This window comes from Hyella patelloides LEGE 07179, from assembly GCF_900659865.1.
GTDB classification, from domain to species: domain Bacteria; phylum Cyanobacteriota; class Cyanobacteriia; order Cyanobacteriales; family Xenococcaceae; genus Hyella; species Hyella patelloides.
Genome location: NZ_LR213846.1, coordinates 1 through 26,488, shown reverse-complemented (window position 1 = coordinate 26,488; position 26,488 = coordinate 1). Strand labels below are relative to the sequence as shown.

At 42.1% G+C, this 26,488-nt stretch carries 9 protein-coding genes; 8 read left to right on the top strand and 1 reads right to left on the bottom strand.

Features of this window, described 5'->3' with window-relative positions; translation table 11 throughout:
* From H1P_RS14205 to H1P_RS14165, 8 genes are all read left to right on the top strand, one after another.
* A partial coding sequence (locus tag H1P_RS14205) for a non-ribosomal peptide synthetase (protein WP_144868208.1) occupies nt 1-1,209 on the top strand: 1,209 nt, incomplete at its 5' end.
* Between the two features lie 85 nt (nt 1,210-1,294).
* A complete protein-coding gene (locus H1P_RS14200; RefSeq protein ID WP_144868206.1) occupies nt 1,295-7,075 on the top strand; it encodes a type I polyketide synthase in 5,781 nt (1,926 codons plus the stop codon).
* A 56-nt stretch (nt 7,076-7,131) separates the two neighbouring features.
* The gene (locus H1P_RS14195; protein ID WP_186375964.1) at nt 7,132-15,342 is read left to right on the top strand and encodes a non-ribosomal peptide synthetase; all 8,211 of its coding nucleotides are present in this window, start codon (nt 7,132-7,134) and stop codon (nt 15,340-15,342) included.
* Complete coding sequence (locus tag H1P_RS14185; protein ID WP_144868204.1) at nt 15,339-21,527, top strand: non-ribosomal peptide synthetase; 6,189 nt, start codon at nt 15,339-15,341, stop codon at nt 21,525-21,527. The genes H1P_RS14195 and H1P_RS14185 overlap by 4 nt, the downstream gene beginning before the upstream one ends.
* A 182-nt stretch (nt 21,528-21,709) precedes the next feature.
* Nucleotides 21,710-24,760, top strand: coding sequence for a thioester reductase domain-containing protein (locus H1P_RS14180; protein ID WP_144868202.1), 3,051 nt, complete (start codon nt 21,710-21,712; stop codon nt 24,758-24,760).
* Nucleotides 24,761-24,899: 139 nt separating this feature from the next.
* On the top strand, nt 24,900-25,376 hold the full coding sequence (locus H1P_RS14175; RefSeq protein ID WP_144868200.1) for a hypothetical protein: 477 nt from the start codon (nt 24,900-24,902) through the stop codon (nt 25,374-25,376).
* Nucleotides 25,373-25,963 (top strand): siderophore biosynthesis protein, encoded by a 591-nt coding sequence (locus tag H1P_RS14170; RefSeq protein ID WP_144868198.1) that lies wholly within the window; start codon nt 25,373-25,375, stop codon nt 25,961-25,963. Before H1P_RS14175 ends, H1P_RS14170 begins: the two co-directional genes overlap by 4 nt.
* Nucleotides 25,964-26,126: 163 nt before the next feature.
* The gene (locus H1P_RS14165) at nt 26,127-26,345 is read left to right on the top strand and encodes an MbtH family protein (protein ID WP_144868196.1); all 219 of its coding nucleotides are present in this window, start codon (nt 26,127-26,129) and stop codon (nt 26,343-26,345) included.
* Nucleotides 26,346-26,388: 43 nt separating this feature from the next.
* On the opposite strand, the gene H1P_RS39375 is transcribed toward H1P_RS14165, so the two are convergent.
* The coding region (locus H1P_RS39375; RefSeq protein ID WP_222427060.1) for an IS1 family transposase at nt 26,389-26,488 on the bottom strand (100 nt) is incomplete at its 5' end.

Below are 26,488 nucleotides of genomic sequence, written 5' to 3'. Positions count from 1 at the left end.
GATCGCGATCCAGCCCACTGGGCAAAATTGATAGTAGAGCACGAGGTTACTATTTGGAACTCAGTGCCAGCCTTAATGCAGATAATGGTTGACTGGGCTAGAGATGAACCTCAAGTTTTGACAAGTCTAGGTTTGGTCATGCTTAGTGGAGATTGGCTACCACTAGCTTTGCCCCCTCAAATTACAAATCTAAACAGAAATATTCAAGTAATCAGCTTAGGAGGTGCTACGGAAGCATCTATTTGGTCTATTCTTTATCCAATTAAAGTAGTTGAGTCAAATTGGAAGAGTATACCTTATGGTCGTCCGATGGCTAACCAGCGTTTTTATGTATTCAATGAATTGTTAGAAACTTGTCCTGTGTGGGTTCCAGGGCAACTCTATATCGGGGGCGTTGGCGTAGCCAGAGGCTATTGGCAGGAGAAAGCTAAAACTGCGGCTAGTTTTATTATCCATCCCCATACCAATGAGCGGTTATATCACACAGGTGATTTAGGTCGTTATCTCCCTGATGGAAATATTGAATTTCTCGGTCGAGAAGATTTCCAAGTTAAGATTGGCGGATATCGTATCGAGCTAGGGGAAATTGAGGCAGTGCTAATGAGGCATCCTCTAGTTGAAAAAACGATAATTGCCGCAGCGGGCAAGCAGCTGAGTGAAAAACGGCTGGTAGCCTATGTAGTTGCCAATCAGAAAGTCTCCTTTGAGGAACTGAGACTTTTTCTGAGAGAACGACTTCCGAATTATATGATACCGTTAGCATTCATATTTTTGGAAAGTTTACCTTTGTCGGCAAATGGAAAAGTAGATCGAGGTGCGCTTCCTTCTCCAGATATTTTCATCCAAGAATCAGAGAGCAATTATGTAGCCCCCCAAAATAATGTCGAGCAAAACATCGCTGCTGTTTGGCAGGAAGTGCTTAACTTAGAAAAAATAGGAGTAAACGATAACTTTTTTGAAATTGGCGGTAACTCATTACTGATTACCAAAATTTATAGCAAACTAAAAAATATATTGTCGAATGAGCTAGAACGAATATCTTTAGTCGATTTGTTTAAATATTCAACAATTCGTTCTCTTGCCAAACATGTAACTCAGTCTCGAGTGCTACCAGAAGTGGAGAATTCTCAAATGGTCGAGCAACTGACAGCAGGAAAAACTCGACTTAAACAGAGATTAAAAAAATCAAAATCAAAAATAGCTAATTGATAGCTTTATTTTGAATTAGTGTCATATCGTTTACGAGCAAAACCACCCATTTTTTACGTAGGTTTCGATCAGAAATAGCTTAATTATGCAATCTCAACTAACTGACTTAGAAGTAGCAGTAATAGGAGTTTCAGGGCGTTTTCCTGGCAGCAAAAATTTAGAGGATTTTTGGGAAAATCTGGTAAACGGAGTAGAACTGACTTCGGTTTTTACAGATTCTGCATCCGACAAAACTATCAAAGCAGGTGCGGTTCTCGACGATGTAGAACTCTTTGACGCGGAATTTTTTGGCTACAATCCCAGAGAAGCCGAAACTATGGACCCACAACACCGTATGTTCTTAGAGTGTGCCTGGGAAGCCATAGAAAATGCTGGCTATAACTCCGAGGCGGAAACCAGACCCATAGGAGTTTATGCGGGAGTGGGAATGGGGACATACTTGCTCTATAATCTTAATCCTAATAAGGAATTGATGGAATCGAGGGGATTTTTATCGACTTTAATCGGGGTCGATAAAGATTATCTACCGACTCGCGTCTCTTACAAATTAAATCTTACTGGACCGAGTGTTAGTGTAGGAACGGCTTGTTCTAGTTCTTTGGTGGCAGTTCATTTCGCCTGTCAGAGTTTGCTGAGTGGTGAATGCGATATGTCTTTGGCGGCTGGAGTGGCGGTTAAAGTTCCTCAAAGTGAAGTAACCCTTTCTCCCAACGAAATTGCTGCTGCCGATGGACACTGTAGAGCGTTTGATGCCAAAGCAAGTGGCACTATTGGCGGGAATGGAATCGGAGTTGTAGTTCTCAAAAGATTAGAAGATGCGCTCGACGATCGCGATCACATCTATGGAGTCATCAAGGGTTCGGCAATTAATAATGATGGTGCGATGAAAGTAGGCTACACCGCACCGAGTGAATCAGGTCAAACCAGGGCAATCAAAGCAGCTCAGATTATGGCTGAGGTTGAGCCAGAAACCATTACTTATCTAGAAGCTCATGGTACGGGAACTCCTTTAGGCGATCCGATCGAAGTGGCAGCAATGACAGAGGCATTTCGAGCTAATAATAGTAAAAAAGGCTATTGTGCGATCGGTTCGGTCAAGACTAACGTTGGGCATTTAGATGCTGCTGCTGGGATTACGGGTTTTATTAAGACTGTATTATCACTAGATCACCAACTGCTCCCACCGTCGATTAACTTCGAGTCTTCTAATCCTCAAATTGATTTTGCCAATAGTCCCTTTTACGTCAACACTGAGCTTTCCGAGTGGAAAACCAACGGTATCCCTCGCCGTGCGGGAGTGAGTTCTTTCGGTATTGGTGGAACCAATGCTCATGTAGTTTTAGAAGAAGCACCAGTCGTAGAACCTTCATCTCCTTCCAAAACCAGACAATTATTACTACTTTCAGCCAAAACTAGTTCAGCATTAGAAAAGGCGACCACTAATTTGCTCAATCACCTCAAAGCAGATCCAGAACTTAACCTAGCTGACGTAGCCTACACCCTTAAGGTCGGTCGTCAACCCTTTAAACACCGACGGGCAGTTGTTTGCCAAAACACAGAAGATGCGATACTCGCCCTACAAGACCCCAAACGAGTTCTGACTAGCTCTATCGAGTCTAGCGATCGCAACGTAGTCTTTATGTTCACGGGTCAGGGCGCACAATATGTCAACATGGCACGAGAACTCTATCACAGCGAACCGACTTTTACTGAACAGGTAGATCTCTGCTGCGAACTGCTAGTACCCCAACTAAAGTTAGATTTACGCCAAGTAATCTATCCAACAGAGGCAGACACAGAAACAGCAACGCAGCAACTACAGCAAACCGCGATTACCCAACCCGCACTATTTGTTATCGAATACGCCCTAGCCCAACTCTGGATGTCCTGGGGAGTGCGTCCTGTAGCGATGATTGGTCATAGCATTGGCGAATATGTGGCAGCCACTCTGTCTGGTGTGTTTTTCCTCGAAGATGCGTTAGCTTTGGTAACGGCAAGGGGTCAACTGATGCAGCAACTACCTTCAGGAAGCATGCTGTCAGTCGCCCTCTCAGAGCAAGAAGTGCGACCCTATTTGGGGTCAGAACTCTCTGTAGCCGTAATCAATGGTTCAGACTCCTGTGTAATTTCTGGTGCCACCGAGGCAGTAGAAGCTTTACAAAATCAGTTGCTGACCTTAGATGTGGATTGCCGCTTACTCCACACCTCCCATGCCTTCCATTCACCAATGATGGAGCCTATTTTAGCCCCTTTTAAAGAGCGAGTCGCTCAAGTTAGCCTCAAGTCGCCACAAATTCCTTACCTGTCCAACGTTACTGGTAGCTGGATTACAACCCAAGAGGCAACTTCGGCTGAATATTGGTTGAATCATATCAAGCAAACGGTGCGTTTTGAGCAAGGTTTGCAGGAGTTATTTAAAAAACCAACACAAGTTTTGTTGGAAGTAGGTCCTGGTCGAACTTTGAGTAAGTTAGCCAAACAGCATAAGCAAAAGCAGCCAGAGCAGATAGTGTTAACCTCAATCCGTCACCCTAAAGAGCAGCAATCGGATATTGAGTTTTTGTTAAAAACACTAGGTCAGCTATGGCTGGCGGGGGGACAGATAGATTGGTCGGGCTTTTATGCTCATGAACAAAGACATAGACTCCCTTTGCCCACTTATTCTTTTGAACGGCAAAAATATTGGATTGAAGCCCCAAAACCAGCAGTCAAGCAGTCCCTAACGACGGCATCAAAACTTTGGTCATCTTTGATAAAAACTGGTCAGAGCCAAGCAAATGTCAGTGTCTCCGAATCTGAACAGCAAACTTATCAGAAGAATCAACAGTGGTTAGATAGCTTATGCGCCGCCTACATCAACCTTGCTTTAAGAAATTTAGGGGCTTTTGGTAATTCTGACAAAAAATATTCTCTTGAAGAGTTATGGGAGCAATGTCAAATTATTCCTCGTTATCGACCATTGTTATCTCAATGGCTGCAAAAACTGTTACAGCAAGGAAACTTGCAACAACATGAGAAGCAATTTACTAATCTCGCATCTTGTTCGATAGAAACAGTTAATAATCTATTGAAAGAAGTTAAACTGCACTGGAAAAACTCACTCGAAATCGTCAATCTAGTCGAACGCTGTGGCAATAATCTAGCAGCAGTACTGACTGGTAAAAAAGAACCATTAGAGTTTTTCGATGGCTTTTTATATAACTTCAGTGCAGCAGAAAATACCAATCGAGAATCTCCAGGGTATTCTCACTACAGCACCATCATCCGCTCTCTGACAGAGCAAGTTGTAGGTTCGCTATCAGCACAAACTAATCTGAGAATTATGGAAATTGGGAGTGGAATTGGCTATGCCACAGAGGAGTTACTCCCCGTGTTGTCGTCAAAGCAAACCAACTACACTTTTGCCGATGTCGGTAACTCTTTCTTCAATGAAGCCAAACAGAAATTTGGTCAATATCCATTCATCGAATGTCGCGCTGTAGACATTAATCGACCCTTTACAGAGCAGGGTTATTTTGAGGGTAGTTTTGATCTGGTGGTAGCCGTCAAATCATTGCATGTTGCCCAAGATATCAACACTGCATTAGAGAATGTTCGCTCCCTTCTAGCTCCAGGAGGCATACTTCTAGTCTGGGAAAAAACACAACAGACATTTGATATCGATATGACTTGGGCTTTGCTGATGAATCCTTCCCAGGAAGAAAAGCGCAGCTTAGATAATCTTTATCTATCTCAGGAGCAGTGGCAGGAAGCACTGCGGACTAACGGTTTTGTTGAAATTGCTGCCGTTTCTGGAACGGCAGCTTTAGGGCAACAGCTTTTAATGGCTCGAACCAACACCGAAGCCAAGCGATCAATTCCTTCAGCATTTACTAAGACTTTAGAACTAAAAGAGGCGCGCCATGTCTCCCAAATCTCATCTGGTAAAAAGTCTGACATCGCCGACTGGTTCTACATTCCTTCCTGGAAACGCTGTCTACCACTTCATCTTTCTCAATTGGAGGAGCGGAAAACTCAACTTGGATGCTGCTTAGTGTTTGTCGATGAATGCGGCTTAGGAGCACTAGTCCTGAAGCGGTTGGAGGCTGAAGGTGGAAATGTCATAACCGTCAAGATTGGAGAGCAATTTAGTCGTGAGAGCAAGTCTACCAAAGGTCAAACAATATATACTATTAATCCACGAAAAAGGGATGACTACGATACTCTAATCGAAGAACTTATCGCCCTAGATTTGTTACCAAAAACCATTGTGCATCTATGGAGTCTTACACCGCAGAATCGTGCAGAATTGGCACTCGAAAATCTCGATCGAGTTCAAGAACAAGGATTTTACTCTTTGCTGTTTCTAGCGCAGGCTTTAGAAAAACAGGGTGTGTCTGATAAGCTGCAAATCGCAGCCATTTCCAACAATCTACAGTCAGTGACAGGAGAAGAAGAGCTGTCTCCAGAGAAAGCGACGTTGTTAGGACCGATTAAAACCATTCCAATAGAGTATCCGAACATTAGCTGTTGCAGTATTGATATTGTTCTTCCTCAAGCAGAAAGCCTACAGGAGTATAAGCTCGTAGAACAGTTGATGATAGAACTTACTACTCAATTCTCCGAACAGATTATCGCCTACCGTGGTAGGCATCGTTGGCAGCAGAGCTATGAACCAGTGCAAACAAAGATTGAAGCAGAAGAAAATGTGCCTTCGTTGCACGAAGGCGGCGTTTACTTAATTACAGGTGGATTAGGCGGTATTGGCTTGGTCATCGCAGAGCATCTAGCACGTACAGTAAAAGCTAAATTAATTCTAAGTGGGCGCTCAGAGTTCCCCGCTAGAGACCAGTGGGAACAATGGCTCGCATCTCATGAGCAACACGACAAAGTTAGTGAAAAGATTCGTCAAGTTAAAGCTTTAGAGGCACTGGGAGCAGAAGTTTTGGTAGTTAGTGCCGATGTGAGTGTTCTCGAACAAATGCAAGCATTGGTAGAGCGAGCTGGCGAAAGGTTTGGTGAGATTCATGGCGTTATTCACGCAGCTGGAGTGGCAATTCCAGGAAAAATTAAATCCAGAACATTAGATATAGTTGAATCAGTTCTAGCAGCAAAAATAAAAGGCATCTCGGTGCTGGAAACAGTCTTCCAAGATACACAGCTAGACTTCCTCATATTATTCTCATCACTTAGTTCTATCTCGGGTGGATTCGCAGTGGATTACGTAGCTGCAAATGCATTTTTGGATACTTATGCTCATTACCATACCGTAAAAGACGACAATAGTTTTTTGATAATTGCAGTCAACTGGGATAACTGGCAACAAGTAGGAATGGCAGTTCAAAATGAGGTACCAGAAGAATTGAAGCCTTTTTATGAGGAATATCAGAAGAACAGCATTTCTCCAGAAGAGGGTAAGGAACTATTTGACTATATTCTTAGATATCAGCTACCTCAGATCATTGTTTCTGGACGAGATCTGCAGGCAGCAATTCGCCAGCATCGTTACGCTCAAGAAATGGAGGCTGGAATCGGAGTTAGTTCTAGTAAGCAATTGTACCACCGTCCCGACCTGAGCAACTCTTATGTACTCCCCCGTAATCAAGTCGAGCAAACTCTTGCTGAAATCTGGCAAAAACTTCTGGGAATCGAAAAAGTAGGGATTTACGACAACTTTTTTGAGCTGAGGGGAGACTCCCTTTTAGCGACACGAGTAATTTCTAAGATAAACCAAAAATTTCAAATTCATCTGCCCGCAAGCAGCTTGTTTGAGGCACCTACTGTAGAAAAGTTAGCTTTAGCAATTGAAAAAATAATTGTAGAAGAATTAGAAGAAATTACAGAAGAAGAAGCACAAAAATTTGTTTTAGAGAGGTTCTTGGGATAAATTTTATTGATTGAGTGAAAGTTTATAAAAAACCTTAACCTATTAAATCATTAATTATGAACATAAATAAAAAAGAAGAAATACCAACCCTAATGTCTAAGCTTTCACCCGCAAAACGAGCACTTCTAGAAAAGCGCTTACGAGGTGAGGTTGAGTCAGACTATAGAAATAGAACAAGCGTTATTTCCCGACGCTCCAATACAACCCCTCCGCCTCTATCTTTTTCCCAGCAAAGACTGTGGTTCCTCCAGCAGTTAGAACCTGACAACTCTTTTTACAATGAACATCTAGCAATACAGTTGACAGGTTTCCTCGACGTAGCAGCACTTAAGCAAAGTATTAATGAAATTGTGCAACGCCATGAAGTTCTGCGCACTAATTTCCAGATAGAGGAAGGGCAGTCAGTTCAAACCATCTGCCCAGACCTGAGAGTGACATTGTCAATGGTGGATTTGTGGAAGTTGCCAGAATTTGAGCAGAACAGAGAAGTACAACGGCTAGTGACAGAGGAGATTCAATGTCTATTCAACCTGATTCAAGGTCCTCTGCTACGCTGGACATTGCTAAAGCTAGGTAAACAGAAATATGTTCTGCTATTGGTCATACATCATATTGTTGGTGATGGCTGGTCTTTGGGCTTACTGATACGCGAGTTCTCAGCCTTCTATCAAGAGTTTACGACGGGAAAACCTGCGTCTTTGCCCGAACTGCCAATTCAATATGCTGACTTTGCTGTCTGGCAGCGACAGGAGTTGCAAGGAAAAAAGCTAGAGTCCCAACTGTCTTACTGGAAGCAGCAATTAGAAAATGCTCCACCCCTGCTGCAACTGCCTACAAACCTACCGCGACCACCAGTCCAGACATACCGAGGTGCCAGAATATCATTCCTGATACCGCAGAATCTGACCCAAGCACTTCAGGCCCTCGCTCAGAAAACCGAGGCGACACTGTTCATGACTCTATTGGCAGCGTTCAACATTTTGCTCTCCCGCTATACTGGGCAAGAAGACATCATTGTTGGTTCGCCCATAGCTAACCGCAACCGCTCTGAAATTGAAGGACTGATTGGCTGTTTTATTAACACCCTGGTATTACGCACTGATTTTTCAGGTAATCCAACTTTTGAGGAACTCTTATGTCGAGTGCGAAAGATGATGATAGGTGCCTATGCCCATCAAGATTTACCCTTTGAAAAATTGGTTGAGGAACTACAGGTAGAACGAGACCCCAAATACAATCCCATATTCCAGATGTCATTTGGCTTGCAAAATACTCCCAAGGTAAAATTTGAACTGCCAGAGCTGACCATCACACCTTTTGAGGTTGAACATACTAAAGCTTTGTTTGATTTGCACCTGGATCTGACAGAGACGGATTTAGGGTTAGAAGGTTTTTGGGAGTATAGTACCGATTTGTTTGAAGGCTCAACTATCGAGCGCATGAGTAGGCAGTTCCAAACCTTACTCGAAGCAATAGTAGAAAATCCTCAGAAACTCGTTGCTGAGTTACCCTTACTTAGGGAATCAGAACGGCAGCAGCTATTAGTAGAGTGGAATGATACTCAAGTAGACTATCCCCAGGGTCAATGCATACATCAAATATTTGAGAAGCAGGTAGAAAAGACACCCGATGCGGTAGCGGTAGTATTTGAAGACCAGCAGCTAACCTACCAAGAACTCAACGCCAAAGCCAATCAGTTAGCACATTACCTGCAACACTTGGGAGTAAAACCAGAGACGCTAGTGGGCATTTGCGTCGAACGGTCACTGGAAATGGTTGTAGGACTGCTCGGCATTTTCAAAGCAGGTGGAGCTTATGTCCCCCTCGACCCTTATTTTCCTCAAGAAAGGTTGAGCTACATGTTGGCTGATTCGAGGGTGGAGGTGTTGCTAAGCCAGAGTTCATTACAGACATCTTTACCCAAACATCAAGCAAGATTAGTTTGTTTAGATACTGATTGGAGCGCAGTAGCACAACAAAGTCAGGAGAATCTTGAGGTTGAGTTAGGTTCAAAGAATCTTGCTTATGTAATTTATACTTCAGGCTCAACTGGAAAGCCCAAAGGAGTACAAATTCCACAGCGAGCTTTGATTAATTTTTTAAATTCCATGCGCCTCACTCTGGGCATAAAAGAAGAAGAACTTCTCCTCTCAGTGACAACTCTATCCTTCGATATCGCAGCATTAGAAGTATTTCTACCACTGATTACCGGCTCTGGTTTGGTATTAATTAGTCGTGATGTTGCCATGGATGGTTCTCAGTTGTTAGAAAGGCTGAGTACATCCAATGCCACATTCATGCAAGCCACACCAGCAACATGGCGGTTATTGCTAGCAGCAGGCTGGCAGGGAGGTCAGCACTTAAAAGTTCTTTGTGGTGGTGAGGCTTTAGATAACTCTTTAGCTGCTGATTTAGTAACAAGAGGTACTGAGGTCTGGAATTTATACGGTCCGACAGAATCGACAATTTGGTCAGCCGTCTATCAGCTAGAGCCTCAACGGAAAACCTCCGCAACAGAAGGCACGATTCCGATTGGTCGTCCTATAGCCAACACCCAAATCTATCTTTTAGACCAAAACTTGCAACCAGTTCCTATCGGGGTAGCAGGAGAACTGTATATTGGAGGTGATGGACTTGCCCGTGGCTATCTCAACCGTCCAGAATTGACCCAAGAAAAATTTATTCCTAACCCGATTGCTCCTTCTTTATCACAAAGACTTTACAAGACAGGAGATTTAGCTCGCTACCTGAGTGATGGCAATATTGAATATCTTGGTCGCATCGACCATCAGGTAAAGATTCGTGGCTTTCGTATCGAGCTGGGAGAAATTGAGGCGGCACTTAATACTCATCCTCAAATTCAACAGGCAGTAGTAATAGCTAGAGAGGATATTCCAGGAAACAAAAGTCTGGTGGCATATATCGTGACTCGAGAGGAATCAATTCCGACAAATCAACTGCGAGAATTCCTCAGTTCCAAGCTACCAGAGTACATGGTACCTAATATCTTTGTCACCTTAGACACTTTACCCTTGACACCCAATGGCAAAGTAGACCGCAAAGCATTACCTGCACCAGAGGGAAAAATTGCTCTAGAGCAGGAATACGTGGTACCACGTACGCCAAATGAAGAGATCATTGCCAATATCTTTAGTTCGGTTCTCGGTGTGTCAAAGGTGGGAATCTACGACAACTTCTTTGAATTAGGGGGACATTCTCTGCTAGCAACTCAGTTAATCTCCCGACTCAGAGTTGTCTTAGAAATAGAAATCCCCCTGCGGGCAATTTTTGAGTCTCCTACCGTAGCTCAACTAGAGCCAAAAATTAAGCAGTTACGTGCTACGGAGAGTGGAATAAGTCTGCCACCGATTCAACCTAGAAGCGAGGAAGGACAATTGCCTCTATCCTGGGCGCAAGAGCGACTGTGGTTTTTGAATCAACTTGAAGAGTCAAGTGCTACTTACAACATGTCAGGAGCAATTCGGCTCAGTGGTCAATTAGATATTAATGCCCTGCAACAAGCATTGTCAGAAATAGTACATCGTCATGAAGTGCTACGTACTAGCTTCTCAAACGTAAATGACAAACCAATTCAGGTAATTGATCCAGAAGTCACCCTGGAAATTAATGTCGTAGATTTACAGCAGTTGGAACTAACCGAACGAGAAACTGTATTACAGCAACGAGTACAACAAGAAGCTACTATCCCCTTTAACCTGGAAATGGCACCATTGTTCAGGTGTAATTTGTTGCAACTAGATACCAGAGAATCGGTCTTATTATTGACAATGCACCACATCGTCTCTGATGGTTGGTCGATTGGGTTATTGATTCAAGAACTGTCGAGTTTATATTCAGCATTTTGTGCGGGAGAATCATCACCATTATCAGAATTACCAATTCAGTATGCTGACTTTGCCCTGTGGCAAAGACAATGGTTGAGTGGAGAGGTATTAGAAACTCAGCTAGATTACTGGCAGCAGCAATTGCAGGGTGCGCCAGAATTACTCCAGTTACCGACTGACCGCCCTCGTCCGATTGAGCAGACCTATCGAGGAGCTACTCAAAGTTTTACTTTAAATCCTGAATTAACCCAAAAGTTACGAAGCTTGTCTCGGGAGTCGGGGAGTACTTTATTTATGACCCTGTTGGCAGGATTTGCCACTTTACTCTATCGCTATAGCGGTCAATCAGACATTCTAATTGGTTCACCAATAGCCAATCGCAATCGTAGTGAGATTGAATCATTGATTGGCTTTTTTGTGAATACTTTGATGTTGCGAAGCAATTTGGCAGATAATCCCCGCATCCAGCAATTGCTGGCACAAGAGAGAGAAACAACTCTCAAAGCCTATGAGCATCAAGATGTGCCGTTTGAGAAACTGGTAGAAGTGTTGCAACCACAACGCTCTTTGAGTCACTCGCCTCTGTTTCAGGTGATGTTTATCTTGCAGAATGCGCCGATTGAGGAGATGGAATTACCTGGTGTAACTTTGACTCAGTTAGAGCGGGAAAGTACAATTGCTAAGTTTGATTTAACCCTATCGGTCAAAGAAACTGAGCAAGGATTAGAGGGTTTTTGGGAGTACAACACCGATTTGTTTGAAGGCTCAACTATTGAGCGCATGAGTCAGCACTTCCAAACTTTACTCGAAGCAATAGTAGAAAATTCTCAGCAACGAGTTTCTGAGTTACCCTTACTTAGGGAATCAGAACGGCAGCAGTTGTTAGTAGAGTGGAATGATACTAATAGCGAATATCCAAGAGATAAATGCATACATCAAATATTTGAGGAGCAGGTAGAGAAGACACCCGATGCGCTAGCAGTGGTATTTGAAGACCAACAGCTAACCTACGACGAACTCAACGCCAGAGCCAATCAGTTAGCACACTATTTACAGCCGCTTGAAGTTGCTTCGGGAGTGTTAGTAGGAATTTGTGTTGAACCATCTCTAGAACAGATAGTAAGTATCTTGGCTATTCTCAAAGCAGGTGGCGCATATGTGCCGTTAGATCCCAACTATCCGCAAGAAAGACTGGCATTCATGCTGTCAGATTCGGAGGTACGTATCCTGATAACGCGGCAGCCTCTGAGAGACAAGATTTCTCCTCAACAGGCACATATCGTCTGTCTGGATCGAGATCAAGATGCCATTGCCCAAGAAAGTGTTGCTAATTTAGATTGTCATGCAACACTCGACGATCTAGCATATGCTATCTATACATCGGGTTCTACAGGAAGACCTAAAGCCGTTCTCGGCAAGCTTGGTGGCATTGTCAACCGCCTGAATTGGATGTGGAAAATGCTGCCATTTAGAGCGGATGAAGTTTGCGTTCAAAAAACATCTATTAATTTTGTCGATCATGTCGCAGAAATATTTTCGCCCCTCTTAAAAGGAATTGCGCTGGTAATTGTTCCAGAGGAGACGCGGAGCGATATTCCTCAGCTGATGAACTTGTTAGGTAAGCAAAAAGTAACCAGAATTGTTCTAGTGCCATCATTGCTCAAAGCGATGCTCGACAGTGCCTCCCAACAATTGACACAGCTTCAATATCTCAAATATGTTTTTTGTAGCGGAGAAGCCTTACCCCTCTCCTTAGCTGAAGCATTTCACCAAAAACTTGGTTCGGCTAGATTGTTTAATCTTTATGGCTCATCAGAAGTTGCTGCTGATGTTACCTGTTTTGAAGTAAATTTTTGGGAAACACGCCAAAGAATACTGCAATATTTTAAGCCAAAAATTGTTCATGATGGGATTGAAGAACAGGTTCATGAAATTCATCAGAAACCCTTTACTGAGCCTGGTGTCACTCCAGAAATGCTAGCGACAAAATTTCAGCAGAGTGAATTGCCCTTACATCCTGTAACAGTTGATGATTATTACGATAAATTCAACCAAGAAGTACTTCCCTATGCTGTAGATACTGGTTCTCCTACATACATTGGGCATATGACCTCTGCTTTGCCAGATTTTATGCACGATATGAGCAAGATGATCTCTCGCTTGAACCAAAATCTAGTCAAGATCGAGACCTCAAAGTCTTTGATCTTTTTAGAACGAGAGGCGATCGCCATGCTGCATCGTCTTGTTTATGACTTTAAAAGTGAATTTTACGCCGAAAACATTCAGCAGAAAAATCGCAATCTTGGCATCATCACTACTGGTGGTACTACGGCAAATATTAGTGCCTTATTGTGTGCGCGAAATTCTGGATTGTTTACCCAAAAAGAGTCGGGTAAGTTATCAAAAGATAGTCTTTACAAAGTTTTGCAGAAAAAGGGATATGACGATATCGTGATCATTGGCTCTCGGCTAATGCATTATTCCCTTAATAAAGCTGCTTCTATCTTAGGTATGGGGACAGACAATATTGTCTTTATTGACAGTAATAAAGACGGAAATTTAGATCTCCATCAGTTGAAAGAAAAAATCCATGAATGCAAAAGAAATAAGCTATATATCTTGGCCCTTGTGGGTATCGCTGGCACGACCGAAACTGGAGAAATAGATCCTTTAGGTGAGATGGGAGAAATCGCTCAGGAATTCGGCATTCATTTCCATGTGGATGGTGCTTGGGGTGGTGCAACAATGTTTTCTGATAAGCATAAAGAAAAATTAACAGGAATTGAGCAAGCAGACTCAATAACTATTTGTGGTCACAAACAGCTATATTTACCCCAAGGTATCAGCGTTTGTCTATTTAAAGATCCGCAGTTGTTGAACGCTGCCACAACTACAGCTCGTTACCAAGCTCAGCCAGATACATTCGATGTGGGACGATTCACAATTGAAGGCTCACGCTCAGCGATTTCGTTGTGCTTACACGGTGCGCTTAATATTATTGGCAAAAAGGGATATGAGATTCTGATTAACAATGGCATAGAGAAAGCCCAATACTTTTTTCGACTGATTGCACAACTGGAACCATTTGAACTCATGATGGAACCAGCCTTAAATATTGTCAATTATCGATATCTTCCAGAAGACTTAAGAGCCAAGGCACTACAAAAATCTTTGAGTGAGGATGATATTCAAAGAATAGATCGACTCAATACTCAGATCCAAAGAGAGCAGTTTGAACAAGGACAGACCTTTGTATCTAAAACTACCTTGATGAATCCCATCTATGGCAGGGAAATAGTTGTATTTAGAACTGTTTTGTCCAATCCCAATACTACTGCAACAGATTTACAGCATATTCTTGAGGATCAACTGAGAATTGCTAATCAAATTGAAGCCAAAAGCATACCAGGAATTAGCTCTAGTGACACGGAGACTAACGTAGTCCATCAAGAAGCAATACATTTGCGTTTGGTAGAAGACTCACAAGCAAATCTAGAAGAATATCTGAAAAAAAATACGATTCCAATTGGAAAACCGATTGATAACACTCAGATATACATTCTAGACCAGTACGGCAATCTTGTACCGCCAGGTGTTTCGGGTGAGCTATATGTAGGAGGAGAGGGACTGGCACAAGGATATTTAAATCTGCCTGAGTTAACCCAAGAAAAGTTTATCTTTAATCCGCTCAATAAAAACCATGGCAAAAATAATCAAGCAAAAGATCAAAGATTGTATCGGACTGGAGATTTAGCTCGCTGGCTGCCAGATGGCAATATCGAGTTTTTAGGGCGTATTGACCACCAAGTAAAAATTCGCGGCTTCCGTATCGAGTTAGGGGAAATTGAAGCAGTACTGAATACTCATCCTCAAATTCAACAAAATGTAGTTGTTGCTACAGATAACCAGGGCAATGATAAACGCTTAGTTGGCTATGTGGTCGCTGAAGAGGAATCAATTTCTACAAATCAACTGCGTGAATTTCTTCGTTCCCAGCTACCCGAATACATGGTGCCAAATATTTTTGTCCAGTTAGACATTTTACCTTTGACACCAAATGGCAAAGTAGATCGCAAATTGTTACCAGCACCCGATGAAGAAATCAGCAGTCAACAGGAATATGTAGCACCACGAAACCCAAGTGAAGAAACAACTGCCAATATCTTTGCTTCTGTCTTAGGCGTGTCAAATGTCGGAATTTACGACAACTTCTTTGAGTTGGGCGGACATTCTCTGCTGGCTACCCAAGTGATTTCTCGCTTGCGAGAAGAATTCCAAATTGATTTACCTCTACGCAGTCTGTTTCAAAGACCTACCGTAGCTCAATTAGCAGAATATATTACCACTACCAGTCAGGTAGTAAAGCAAGTATCACGATCTCCAATTTCTGAAGCAAAAGGACGAAAAAAAATAGAATTATGAAAACTATTGATGAATTTTTAACATCGCTTTCTCAACAAGATGTCAAGCTTTGGCTCGAAAACGATCGCCTGTGTTGTGATGCTCCTGAAGAAGTACTAACTTCTAGCCTCAGTTCTCAGCTAGCAGAACGCAAACAAGAAATTATTGCTTTTCTCAATCGAGTCGATCTGGCTACTAAATCGAGGCAGACAATTACACCTGTTGCTAGAACAGAAAACATACCTTTGTCGTTTGCGCAACAAAGATTATGGTTTCTCGACCAAATGGAGCCGGGCAACCCTCTCTACAATCTTGCTGGGGCTGTGCGTCTGGAGGGTTCACTCGATATAGCTGCCTTTGAGCAAAGCTTTAATGAAATCGTGCGTCGTCATGAATCCTTGCGAACTACATTTAAAACCATAGACGGTCAGGCTGTCCAAGAGATCGCACCAAACTTAAAGCTAGCACTACCCATATTAGATTGGCGACAGTTGGAACAGAAGGAGCAAGAAACGGAAGTTTTACGTTTAACAGAAGATGAAGCCCAACGACCTTTTGATCTGGCTACTGAACCATTAATTAGAACTACTTTAGTGCGTTTGGCTAACGCAGAATATGTGGCACTATTAACCATGCACCATATTGTTTCCGATGCCTGGTCTATGGGGGTATTCGTTCGAGAACTTAGTACCCTTTACGAGGCATTTTCTACGGGTCAACCGTCTCTACTGCCAGAGTTATCTATTCAGTATCCTGACTTTGCTGCCAGGCAGCGTCAGTGGCTCCAAGGTGAAGTATTAGAAACTCAGCTATCCTATTGGCGAAAACAACTTGGTGGTAGTCTGCCAGTTTTGCAGTTGCCGACAGACCATCCCCGACCTAAAGCCCAGACTTTTAGAGGCGCGAAATATTCTTTTTCTTTAGATAGCGAACTCACAGAGGCACTTAAAGAACTGGGTCAGCAAGAAGAAGTAACGCTGTTTATGACTCTGCTAGCAGCGTTTAAGACTTTACTTTACCGCTATACCTTTCAAGAGGACATCCTGGTAGGTTCTCCCATTGCCAACCGCAATCGAACAGAGACAGAACAGTTAATTGGCTTTTTTGTCAATACCTTAGTGCTGCGTGCTGACTTGTCGGGCAATCCTACTTTTCGAGAATTGTTAGGGAGAATCAGACAGATAACCTGGGATGCTTATGACCATCAAGACTTGCCGTTTGAGAAGTTAGTAGAGGAACTTCAACCAGAGCGAGACTTGAGTTATAGTCCTCTGTTTCAAGTCAAGTTCATGCTGCAAAACGCCCCCCAATCAGAGCTAAAACTTTCTGACATAACACTAAGTTTTTTGGACTCAAAAACCAGAACGGCTAAATTGGATTTGAGCCTCGATATGTATGAAACTGATTCTAGATTGGTTGGTAATTTTGAGTACAATACAGATTTATTTGACGAGACGACGATCGCGCGAATGGCAGACCATTTTGGCAGTTTGTTATCGGGCATTATCGCTAATCCAGAGCAACCAATTTCACAATTACCGTTATTAACCCCAGCCGAACGAAAGCAAATATTATTTGAGTGGAATAATACTCAGACTGAGTATCCTCAAAACCTATGCTTTCATCAATTATTTGAAGAGCAAGCCAAGGAAACTCCTGATGCGGTCGCAGTAGTTTTTCAAGAGCAGAAATTAACCTACGAAGAACTCAATCAGCGCGCCAATCAGTTGGCACATTACCTACAAAAGCTGGGAGTCAAGCCAGAATGTAAGGTTGGACTTTGTGTAGAGCGATCGCCTGAAATGATTATCGGTATGTTGGGCATTCTTAAAGCAGGGGGAGCATATCTTCCTTTAGATCCGACCTATCCCCAAGAGCGTCTTGATTTTATGTTGTCAGATTCTCAGGTTAATATTCTCCTGACTACCCAGAAGTTAAAGTCTCAGCTATTTCAACTCCCAGGTCAAATTGTCTGCTTGGATAAAGATGAGTTCGCGCAAGAAAATTCTTCTAATACTGATAGTAAGGTTACGGTTGATAACTTAGCTTACTTAATTTATACTTCAGGGTCTACGGGAACGCCCAAAGGCGTTTTAGTTACTCATGAAGGATTGGTAAATCTGACTCAAGACAAAATTAGGACTTGTAAAGTTAGAGCCAATAGCCGCATCCTGCAATTCTTTTCTTTTAGCTTTGATGCCTCTATCCCCGAAATAGTCATGGCGTTAGGTTCTGGTGCCGCATTGTATTTGGGAACGGCAACCAATGTATTACCAGGTCAAGCTTTACTGGAATTTCTGCGCCAGCACGCTATTACCCATATAACTATTACACCTTCGGCACTAACAGTTTTACCACCAGCAGAATTACCAGATTTAGAGATGGTTTTGGTAGGGGGAGAAGCTCCATCACCCGAATTAATCTCCCAATGGTCACAAGGGCGATTGTTTATTAATGCCTATGGTCCTACGGAAACGACGGTTAACGCAAGTATGGTGGAATGTGGTAATGGTGAAGACTTGTTACCTACCGTTCGTCCCGCAGCTAACAAACAGCTTTATATTTTAGATCCAAATCTACAACTAGTTCCCATTGGTGTCCCTGGAGAATTACATATTGCTGGAGTTGGCTTGGCACGAGGCTATCTCGATCGCCCAGTGAAAACTGCCACAACATTTATCCCCAATCCTTTTAGAGATCGACCTGGAGCAAGGCTATACAAAACTGGAGATTTAGCTTGCTACTTAAAAGGTGGTCGGATACAACTTCTGGGTCGTATCGACCACCAAGTAAAGATTCGTGGCTTCCGCATCGAGTTAAAGGAAATTGAAACAGTACTCAATACTCATCCCCAAATCCATCAGGTGGTAGTAATAGCCAGAGATGATATTTCAGGGAACAAAAGTTTGGTGGCGTATATTGTTATTCAAGAGGAGACACTCAGCAGCGGTCAACTGCGTCAATTTCTAGAGCAAAAGCTCCCCGCATATATGCTGCCAAATATCTTTGTCACGTTAGATACTTTGCCCTTGACACCAAATAACAAAGTAGACCTCAAAGCATTGCCAGCACCCGATAATGCTAGACCCGAATTAGACAAAGCGTTTGTGGCTTCCCGAACTCCTGTCGAGACGAAGCTGGTCGAGATTTGGTCTCAAGTCCTCGGTCTGGAACAGATTGGTATTGACGATAACTTTTTTGAAATAGGAGGAGATTCCATCCTCATGATTCAAATAGTTGCCAGAGCTAATCAGGCAGGTTTACAGATAACCCCCAAACAGTTATTTGAACATCAGAACATTGCTGGATTAGCAGCAGTAGCAACAATAGCAAATACTAAAGAGCCACTTTTAGCAGAGCAAGGGTTAGTTACAGGAAAAGTTTTCTTAACGCCCATCCAAAAATGGTTTTTCGAGCAAAATCTATCGAAGCGACACCACTATAATCAAGCTGTTTTACTAGAGGTGCAGCAACAGATCGATTTAGATCTTTTAGAGCAAGCATTACAGCAGTTATTACTCCATCACGATGCCCTGCGCCTAAAATTTGAATCAACCGAGTCTGGATGGCAGCAGGTTCATCAATCTAGTGCCGATGTATCTTTACAGTTAAACCGTTGGGATTTCTCAGCGTTAACTGAGGCAGAGCAAAAGCAAGCAATAGAGACAACTGCCAACGAATTACAAGCAAGTTTCAATCTTGCAACTGGATCGCTTTTGCGTGTAGGTTTCTTCGACCTGGGAGCTAGCAAATCCAGCCGCTTACTGATTGTGATTCATCACTTGGTTGTGGATGGGGTCTCTTGGCGAATTTTGCTAGAGGACTTGCAGACAGCATATCAGCAACTTAGCCAAAAAGAACCAGTAGTGCTACCTGCAAAAACCACTTCTTTTCAGCAGTGGTCGCAAAAGCTGCGGGAGTATGGGGGTTCGACTGCTCTAAAGCAGGAGTTAGACTATTGGCAAAGTCAATTGTTAAAGCCATCAAACCCATTGCCTGTAAATTTTGCAGAGGGTGATAATACGATGGCTTCAGTGCAATCTATCTCCAGTCACTTGAGTACCCAAGAGACCCAAGCCTTGCTCCAGGAAGTACCACAAATTTATAACACTCAGATTAACGATGTACTGCTAACAGCACTAGTGCAAGCTTTTGCTCGATGGACGGGTGAGTCTACTCTTTTAGTCAACCTAGAGGGTCATGGGCGGGAAGACATTGCCGATGAGGTAAATTTGTCACGTACTGTTGGCTGGTTTACCACTGTTTTTCCAGTACTGCTGAGTCTAGAAGATACATTTGACTTAGGGGATGCCTTGAAAAAAGTCAAAGAACAGCTCCGTAGTATTCCCAATCGCGGTATTGGTTATGGTGTATTACGCTATCTCAGTGAGGAGCCAAAGGTTACAGAAGAATTGAAAAGCTTACCCCAAGCTGAAGTTGTTTTCAATTACTTAGGTCAGTTTGACCAAAGTTTATCACCATCATCTTTATTTGGTTTAGCTCCAGAATCTAGTGGACTAGCTTCTAGTCCCAAAAATAAGCGATCGCACCTCTTAGAAATTAATGGGATGGTGAATCAAGGACAGTTACAAATAAAGTGGAGCTACAGTCAAAACCTACATGATCGTACAACGATTGAAGCACTGGCGCAGTATTATGTCGAAGCATTGCGATCGCTGATTGCTCATTGTCAATCTCCCGATGCAGGTGGCTTTACTCCTTCTGATTTTCCTCTGGCACAACTCAAGCAAGAAGAACTAGATGCAGCATTGGGAATGGTGAACTTTGAAAATGAGAATATTGAGGCTGTTTATCCTCTCTCTCCATTGCAACAGGTGATGCTTTTCCATAGCTTTGATAAGCCAGCATCTGGTGTATATGTCAATCAAACTAGCTGGGATTTTTATGGAGAGTTGAACCTTTCTGCTTTTGTCAGAGCTTGGCAGCAAGTAATGGATCGTCATCCAGTTCTACGAACTGCTTTTGTGTGGGGCAATCTCAAAGAACCTCTTCAAATAGTAAGTCGATATGTAAAACTCGATTGGTCAGAACAAGATTGGCAAAACGTCCCTCATGCTCAACAACAGAAACGACTAGAAAATTTACTGGATACAGACCGTAAGCGCGGTTTTGAGCTTTCCGAAGCACCGCTAATGCGCATAGTTGCAATTAAACTTGCCGAGTCTCACTGTCATTTTGTATGGAGCCATCACCATCTACTGACGGACGGCTGGTCTGTACCTATAATCTTTCAAGAAGTTATTACCTACTATAAGGAATTTTACCAAGGTAAAATTCCTGAATTAAATTTGCCTTATCCCTATCAAAATTATATTGCATGGCTTGAGCAGCAGGATATGTCACAAGCTGAAGAGTTCTGGAGAGAGGAACTTAAAGGTTTTACAGTTCCAACAACCCTAAAAGTAGATCAAGCCTCTTCAGAATCTTCAGATAAAAATAAGAACTATGATGAGCGAGAAATCAAACTATCAACTGAAGTAACTACTGCACTAAAATCTTTTGCACAGCGACAGCACCTAACTCTCAACACTCTGATTCAGGGAGCTTGGGCTTTACTTTTGAATCGTTACACTACTCGGAAAGATGTAGTATTTGGAGCCGTGGTCTCTGGACGCCCATCAGCTCTGCCGAATGTAGAGTCTATGGTCGGTCTGTTTATTAATGCCCTGCCAGTAAGAGTGCAAGTAACTCCAGACCAATTTCTTCTGTCTTGGCTAAAGCACATTCAAGCTCAAAGCTTGGAGATACGTCAGTATGAATATAGTCCACTGGTTGATATTCAAGAATGGAGTGAAATACCAAGAGAGCTTCCTCTGTTTGAGAGTCTAATATTTTTTGAGAATTATCCTGTGGATTCTTCGTTGCAGTCGCAAATCCCAGACCTAGAGATAGGTAATATGCGTGTATTTGAACAGACGCATTATCCTTTAAACCTCTTTGTGATAACTGATCGGGAGTTGGCACTGAAAATTGTATACAATTGCCACCGTTTCGATCCAGCTACTATCACTCGAATGTTGGATCCTCTTCAAACTTTGCTAAAAAGCATTGTTGCCAATCCTGAAGTACGTCTTTCAGATTTATCTATGTTGACCGAGGCAGAACGTCATCAGCAAATTTTAGAGACAATTTCTGCTCCTGTGGAGATAAGCGAAGAAGAAGAGAGAGAAGAAATTGAAATATAAATCAGAAAGTCGATCATTTACATGACCGTTGGTCAATCGGTCACAGCATATCCGAAGGTATATCTTTTAGGACAATGGCGGATTCGTTCACCCAAAATGACGGGTGTAAACGCTGTATGTGTCCGTCGTCTACGGAGCAATCTGTGACTTAGTCTTATTGAAATGTATCACAATTATAAATTATGTTTTATCTCAAGCCCAATGCGATCGCCGAACCCCTATTTAATCAGTGGTATGCCTGGTCATATCTGATTTCCCCAGCCACAGCAGCTCGGTATATTACTGAATCCCATCTTAAAATTATGCAGTCCTTTGTCGATGCTCCCCAAGTTCATCGATTAACATTGCAAGATCTAGCGATGATGGGTGGTCCCTTTATTAACTATGGGGTTGACCGAGTTGATGAAATTAGAACTTTGTTAGAGAAAACCAAAAAAAAACAGGCGCATCTAATTGAACTTTCTCAGGCGATTTCTCAACTAGATTCGCTGCTGATGGAGTCAGCTCAAGGATATTCCCTAGAACCCCTCTATCAAAAAGTTCCTCAAGCGTTACAAGGATATGTAGAGTTAGTTTACGATGCTCACAATCATCCTTCGATTCGTTTTCTTGAAGGACTCCTCTTCCAAAGTCAATACTATAATCCTGCATCTCAAACTGTAGCCTTATATCTGGGTCAGGAAGACGAACGCTCCTTTGTCCTCAGTACACCTCGCCTGCCAGATGAGCATAGTTTACATATAGATATTCCCTTTAGTGACTCCAGACTCGATCGCCTGTTTCAGATGAGGGATATTCCCCAACCCTATTCGCAAATTAAAGAGCTATTGGGAATAACTGAGCAAGATGAGCGATTATTTTCCTCGTTTTTTACGGAAGAGCCTCCCCAGAAAGAGCCAAAGTATAGCGGTGAATCGGTTAGGGTTCGTTATTTTGGTCATGCTTGTGTCTTAATCGAAACCAAAGATATCAGTATTCTCTGCGACCCCTTAATTAGCTATCAGCATCAAGAGGGCATGACCCGCTATACCTATGCCGATTTACCAGAAAAGATCGACTACGCTCTGATTACCCACAATCATCAAGACCACTACATGTTTGAAACCTTGTTGCAATTGCGACATAAAATCGAACATATAGTAGTGCCTAAAAGTAGTAGTGGCAATTTACTCGACCCTTCCTTGAAATTACTCTCAACTACCCTTGGCTTTGCCAATGTTATAGAAATTGACAACCTTGAGACAATTGAGTTTGATGATGGGCGAATTGTGGCATTACCTTTCTTAGGGGAACATGGCGATTTAAATATTAGTGCCAAAGCTGCCTTTCTGGTGCAGTTAAAAGGAAAATCTATTTTGTGTTTGGCAGATTCTAATAATATCGAACCAAAGCTTTATGAAAAAATCCATCAGCTATTTGGCGATATTGATGTAATTTTTATCGGTATGGAATGCGATGGCGCACCCTTTAGCTGGGCGTATGGTTCTTTATTGACAAAATCTATCCCCAGAAAGATGGACGCCACCCGTAGATTAGATGGCTCTGATGCCGAGAGAGCGATAGAACTGGTCAGTCAATTTAACCCCCAACAGGTTTACGTATATGCCATGGGACAAGAACCCTGGCTGACATATATTACCTCAATTAAATATACAGACCAGTCTCGTCCAATTCTTGAGTCTAACAATTTAGTTCGAGCCTGTAGAGATCGCAATATCATTAGCGAACGGCTGTTGGGGAGTAAAGAAATTATTTTAGATAAGAACTTAAAACGACTATCCACGGTAAAAACAACCACAAATTGTAGTGAACCTCCAAGTCAAAAGACCTTAGAAGAGTTTATGGCAAAACTTGCTCATCTCGACATTAAGCTCTGGCTGGAGGACGATCTCTTGCGCTGTAATGCACCTAAAGGCGTACTGACACCAACCATAAAAACTCTGCTTTGCGATCGCAAAGCAGAAATTATAGATTTTCTGAGCAATAAATCTAATGATAATGAGACTTATAACTTACTCTGTGCTGATGCTGTTTTAGATGATTCAATCCAGCCAAAATCACCAACTGAGCCTACTGTTAACTCCAATCGTATTTTGTTGACAGGTGCGACAGGTTTTGTCGGGGCGTTTTTACTCCACGAACTTCTACAACAAACCGCTGCTGACATTTATTGTTTAGTACATGCCGACAGTACTAAAGTAGCTCGTACTAAATTAGAAAACTGCCTTCAGTCTTACCAACTGTGGAAGGTGGATTTTCAGAGTAGAATCATTCCAGTAATTGGAGATTTATCAAAGTCACTTTTAGGACTTTCCGAGGCGCAATTTCTAAAGCTGGCAACAGATATTGACGCTATCTATCATAACGGAGATTGGGTTGATCATGTCTTACCCTATTCGGTACTTAAAAGTACTAACGTGGAGGGGACTCGGGAAATCTTACGATTGGCTTGTCAGACTAGGGTCAAAGCAGTTCACTTTATTTCGACTACTAGGGTTTTAGATACTGATAAATCTGGAGAGAAAATAATTCGAGAACAAGACTGTATTGATAGCGGTCGAGTTCCACCAAACGGATACTTCCAGAGTAAATGGGTAGCAGAAAAGTTAGTCAAAGCAGCCGGCGGTCGCGGGCTTCCAATTTGTATTTATCGACTTGGACGCATATCAGGTCACAGTAAAACAGGTGTCTTTGATCAGAATAATTTTTTGTACCAGCTAATAATTGGCTGCCTCGAACTTGGCAATGTTCCTAATGCCGAGATGATGCAGGATGTTATTCCCGTGGATTATGTCGCAAGAGCCATAATTCATCTTTCCCAACAGCAAAACTCTTGGGGTAAAAGCTTTCACATCACCCATCCCCAGCCAGTTTCTACTAATGTATTCTTCGACAAATTGCGATCGCTTGGTTATCCAATTCAACAAATTCCCTACGAACAATGGCATCAACAACTATTAGATATTGCCGAAAATCATCCCGAATATGGTTTGTATCCTCTAGTTCCTCTGCTTTTTAGTAGTGCCTCAGCACCCCAATCTAAAGCAACAATAGTCAAATTTGACTGTCAGAATACTTTTGAGGGACTTTCAGGAACATCTATTACCTGTCCTGCGATAGACGATCGGTTACTGGATATCTATTTCTCCTATTTAATCGAAGGTGGTTTTATAGCACCTCCACCAATGCAAGAACGCCCTCTAATAAAACAAGAATTTCAGACCTTAACATAAATTGCTGGAGATTGAGGCGTGAACTAACTCATTCTCCAAATTCATTCATTAGAAATGGTCGAGAATCTGAAATATCTCCAGAAATTAATTTATTTAGATTATTTGCGGACTTATTTTACAATCATACCCTACTACTAAAATGTCTTACGATTCTCTGCCGTCGCAGCTTTATCTACTCGTTCCTTGGGACTTACCAATTGATGAGCAACTTAGCTTATCCGACCAAGGTGAAATTCGTCAGGTGCTACAAAGCTTATTACAAGCTTTAAATAAATCATCTAGCCTTCAAGCCCTCACCATTGTAAATCGAGAATTAGAGGCTCTAGAGTTTAGCTCAAGATTGGCTCCGATAGCTACGACTAAATCTTCCTTAAAACCTTGGGAAGTAAAAGATTTTAACAAATATTTTAATTTATCTCACGTTCGCACAGAAGATAAAAGTTTTTGCATAGTTTGGGGCTTATTGACTGTTTATAAGACTTTGCTCTTGTTAGATTTGGATCGAGACAATCCTGATTTTAATTCTAGTCGCATCACAGATTTACAAGAGGGACTGAAAAGCTATGTTTACCTCTTAGGAAGAGTTTTTAATTTATCGTTAGAGAAAATATCATGACTAAAACACAAACTCAAGAAGATTTACAGCAAATTTGGGAAGGATTTCACTGGTTATTTTTTGTCGATGTCCAAGCATTAATTATTTGTTTGCGTCGCTTTGAAAATCAACTCGAAGCAGGAAATCTTGACGAAGCTGAAGTTGAATTAAGAACTGCTACCGACTTAATGTTAGCTTCTGGAGCTGCCATGAAACTTGCAGGTTCCTTTAGCAGGAAAGAATATGAACAGAAAATTCGTCCCAACATGGAACCTCCTAACGTAGAATCGGAAAATTTTAGCGGTTTAATGTCTTGGGATCACGCTTTGCTAATCAAAACGTTCAAAAAACTGACTCCTGCTTTTCGACAACTCCCTGTCGAACTTCAAGCTCAACACGGGCAATTCGTCGAGGCTTATCTTACTCTATCTCATTCTCATAGGGCTGTATGTTCCCAATTCGGTGGCGAAGAAACAGGAAGCTTGCGCTGTAACAAAATTTCGGCAGTAAGTAGACTGGAAAATTTTGAGAAAGGTCGCTTAAAGATGCTCGACCCCAATCATCGACTAGATCATAGTGATGGCGGTTGTTCCCATTTTTCCAATTAAGCATGAAAAAGATACAAATAGAACAGACTGCTAAGACTAGTATTTTAGGAGTTTAAGTGACTGCATTACAACGCCGTTAACAAAAACTTTTAAATGCTTTTTGCTAACCAGAATAAATAAGCTCTCGAACAACTTAAATTATAAATGATTGATAGATAAGATTATGTATCAAGCCGACAAAAAAGACAATAAAACCTATAAAGTCGTAGTCAATCACGAGGAACAATATTCAATCTGGCTCAACAATCTAGAAATTCCCCTCGGCTGGAAAGACACTGGCAAAAGCGGTCAAAAGCAGGAATGTCTGAATTACATCAAGGAAGTGTGGACGGATATGCGACAGCTCAGTTTACGGCAAAAAATGGCATATTCTGCCAAGTAAATCTAACCATTTCTAAGGTAGTGTAATAAAAGAGTGTAAAAAGCTAAATTTCTCTACCAAATTCATACTTGTTAATGTATAGTCCAATAACCAGATCGTGCATTGGAACTATCTTCGAGAAGCAAATAGTTTTGCGTTGTAAT

What these genes read in the sequence shown, in the direction of transcription:
- H1P_RS14180 (WP_144868202.1), top strand. Translation starts at nt 21,710, where the DNA reads ATGTTTTATCTCAAGCCCAATGCGATCGCCGAACCCCTATTTAATCAG.
- H1P_RS14185 (WP_144868204.1), top strand. Translation starts at nt 15,339, where the DNA reads ATGAAAACTATTGATGAATTTTTAACATCGCTTTCTCAACAAGATGTC.
- H1P_RS14175 (WP_144868200.1), top strand. Translation starts at nt 24,900, where the DNA reads ATGTCTTACGATTCTCTGCCGTCGCAGCTTTATCTACTCGTTCCTTGG.
- H1P_RS14165 (WP_144868196.1), top strand. Translation starts at nt 26,127, where the DNA reads ATGTATCAAGCCGACAAAAAAGACAATAAAACCTATAAAGTCGTAGTC.
- H1P_RS14195 (WP_186375964.1), top strand. Translation starts at nt 7,132, where the DNA reads ATGAACATAAATAAAAAAGAAGAAATACCAACCCTAATGTCTAAGCTT.
- H1P_RS14170 (WP_144868198.1), top strand. Translation starts at nt 25,373, where the DNA reads ATGACTAAAACACAAACTCAAGAAGATTTACAGCAAATTTGGGAAGGA.
- H1P_RS14200 (WP_144868206.1), top strand. Translation starts at nt 1,295, where the DNA reads ATGCAATCTCAACTAACTGACTTAGAAGTAGCAGTAATAGGAGTTTCA.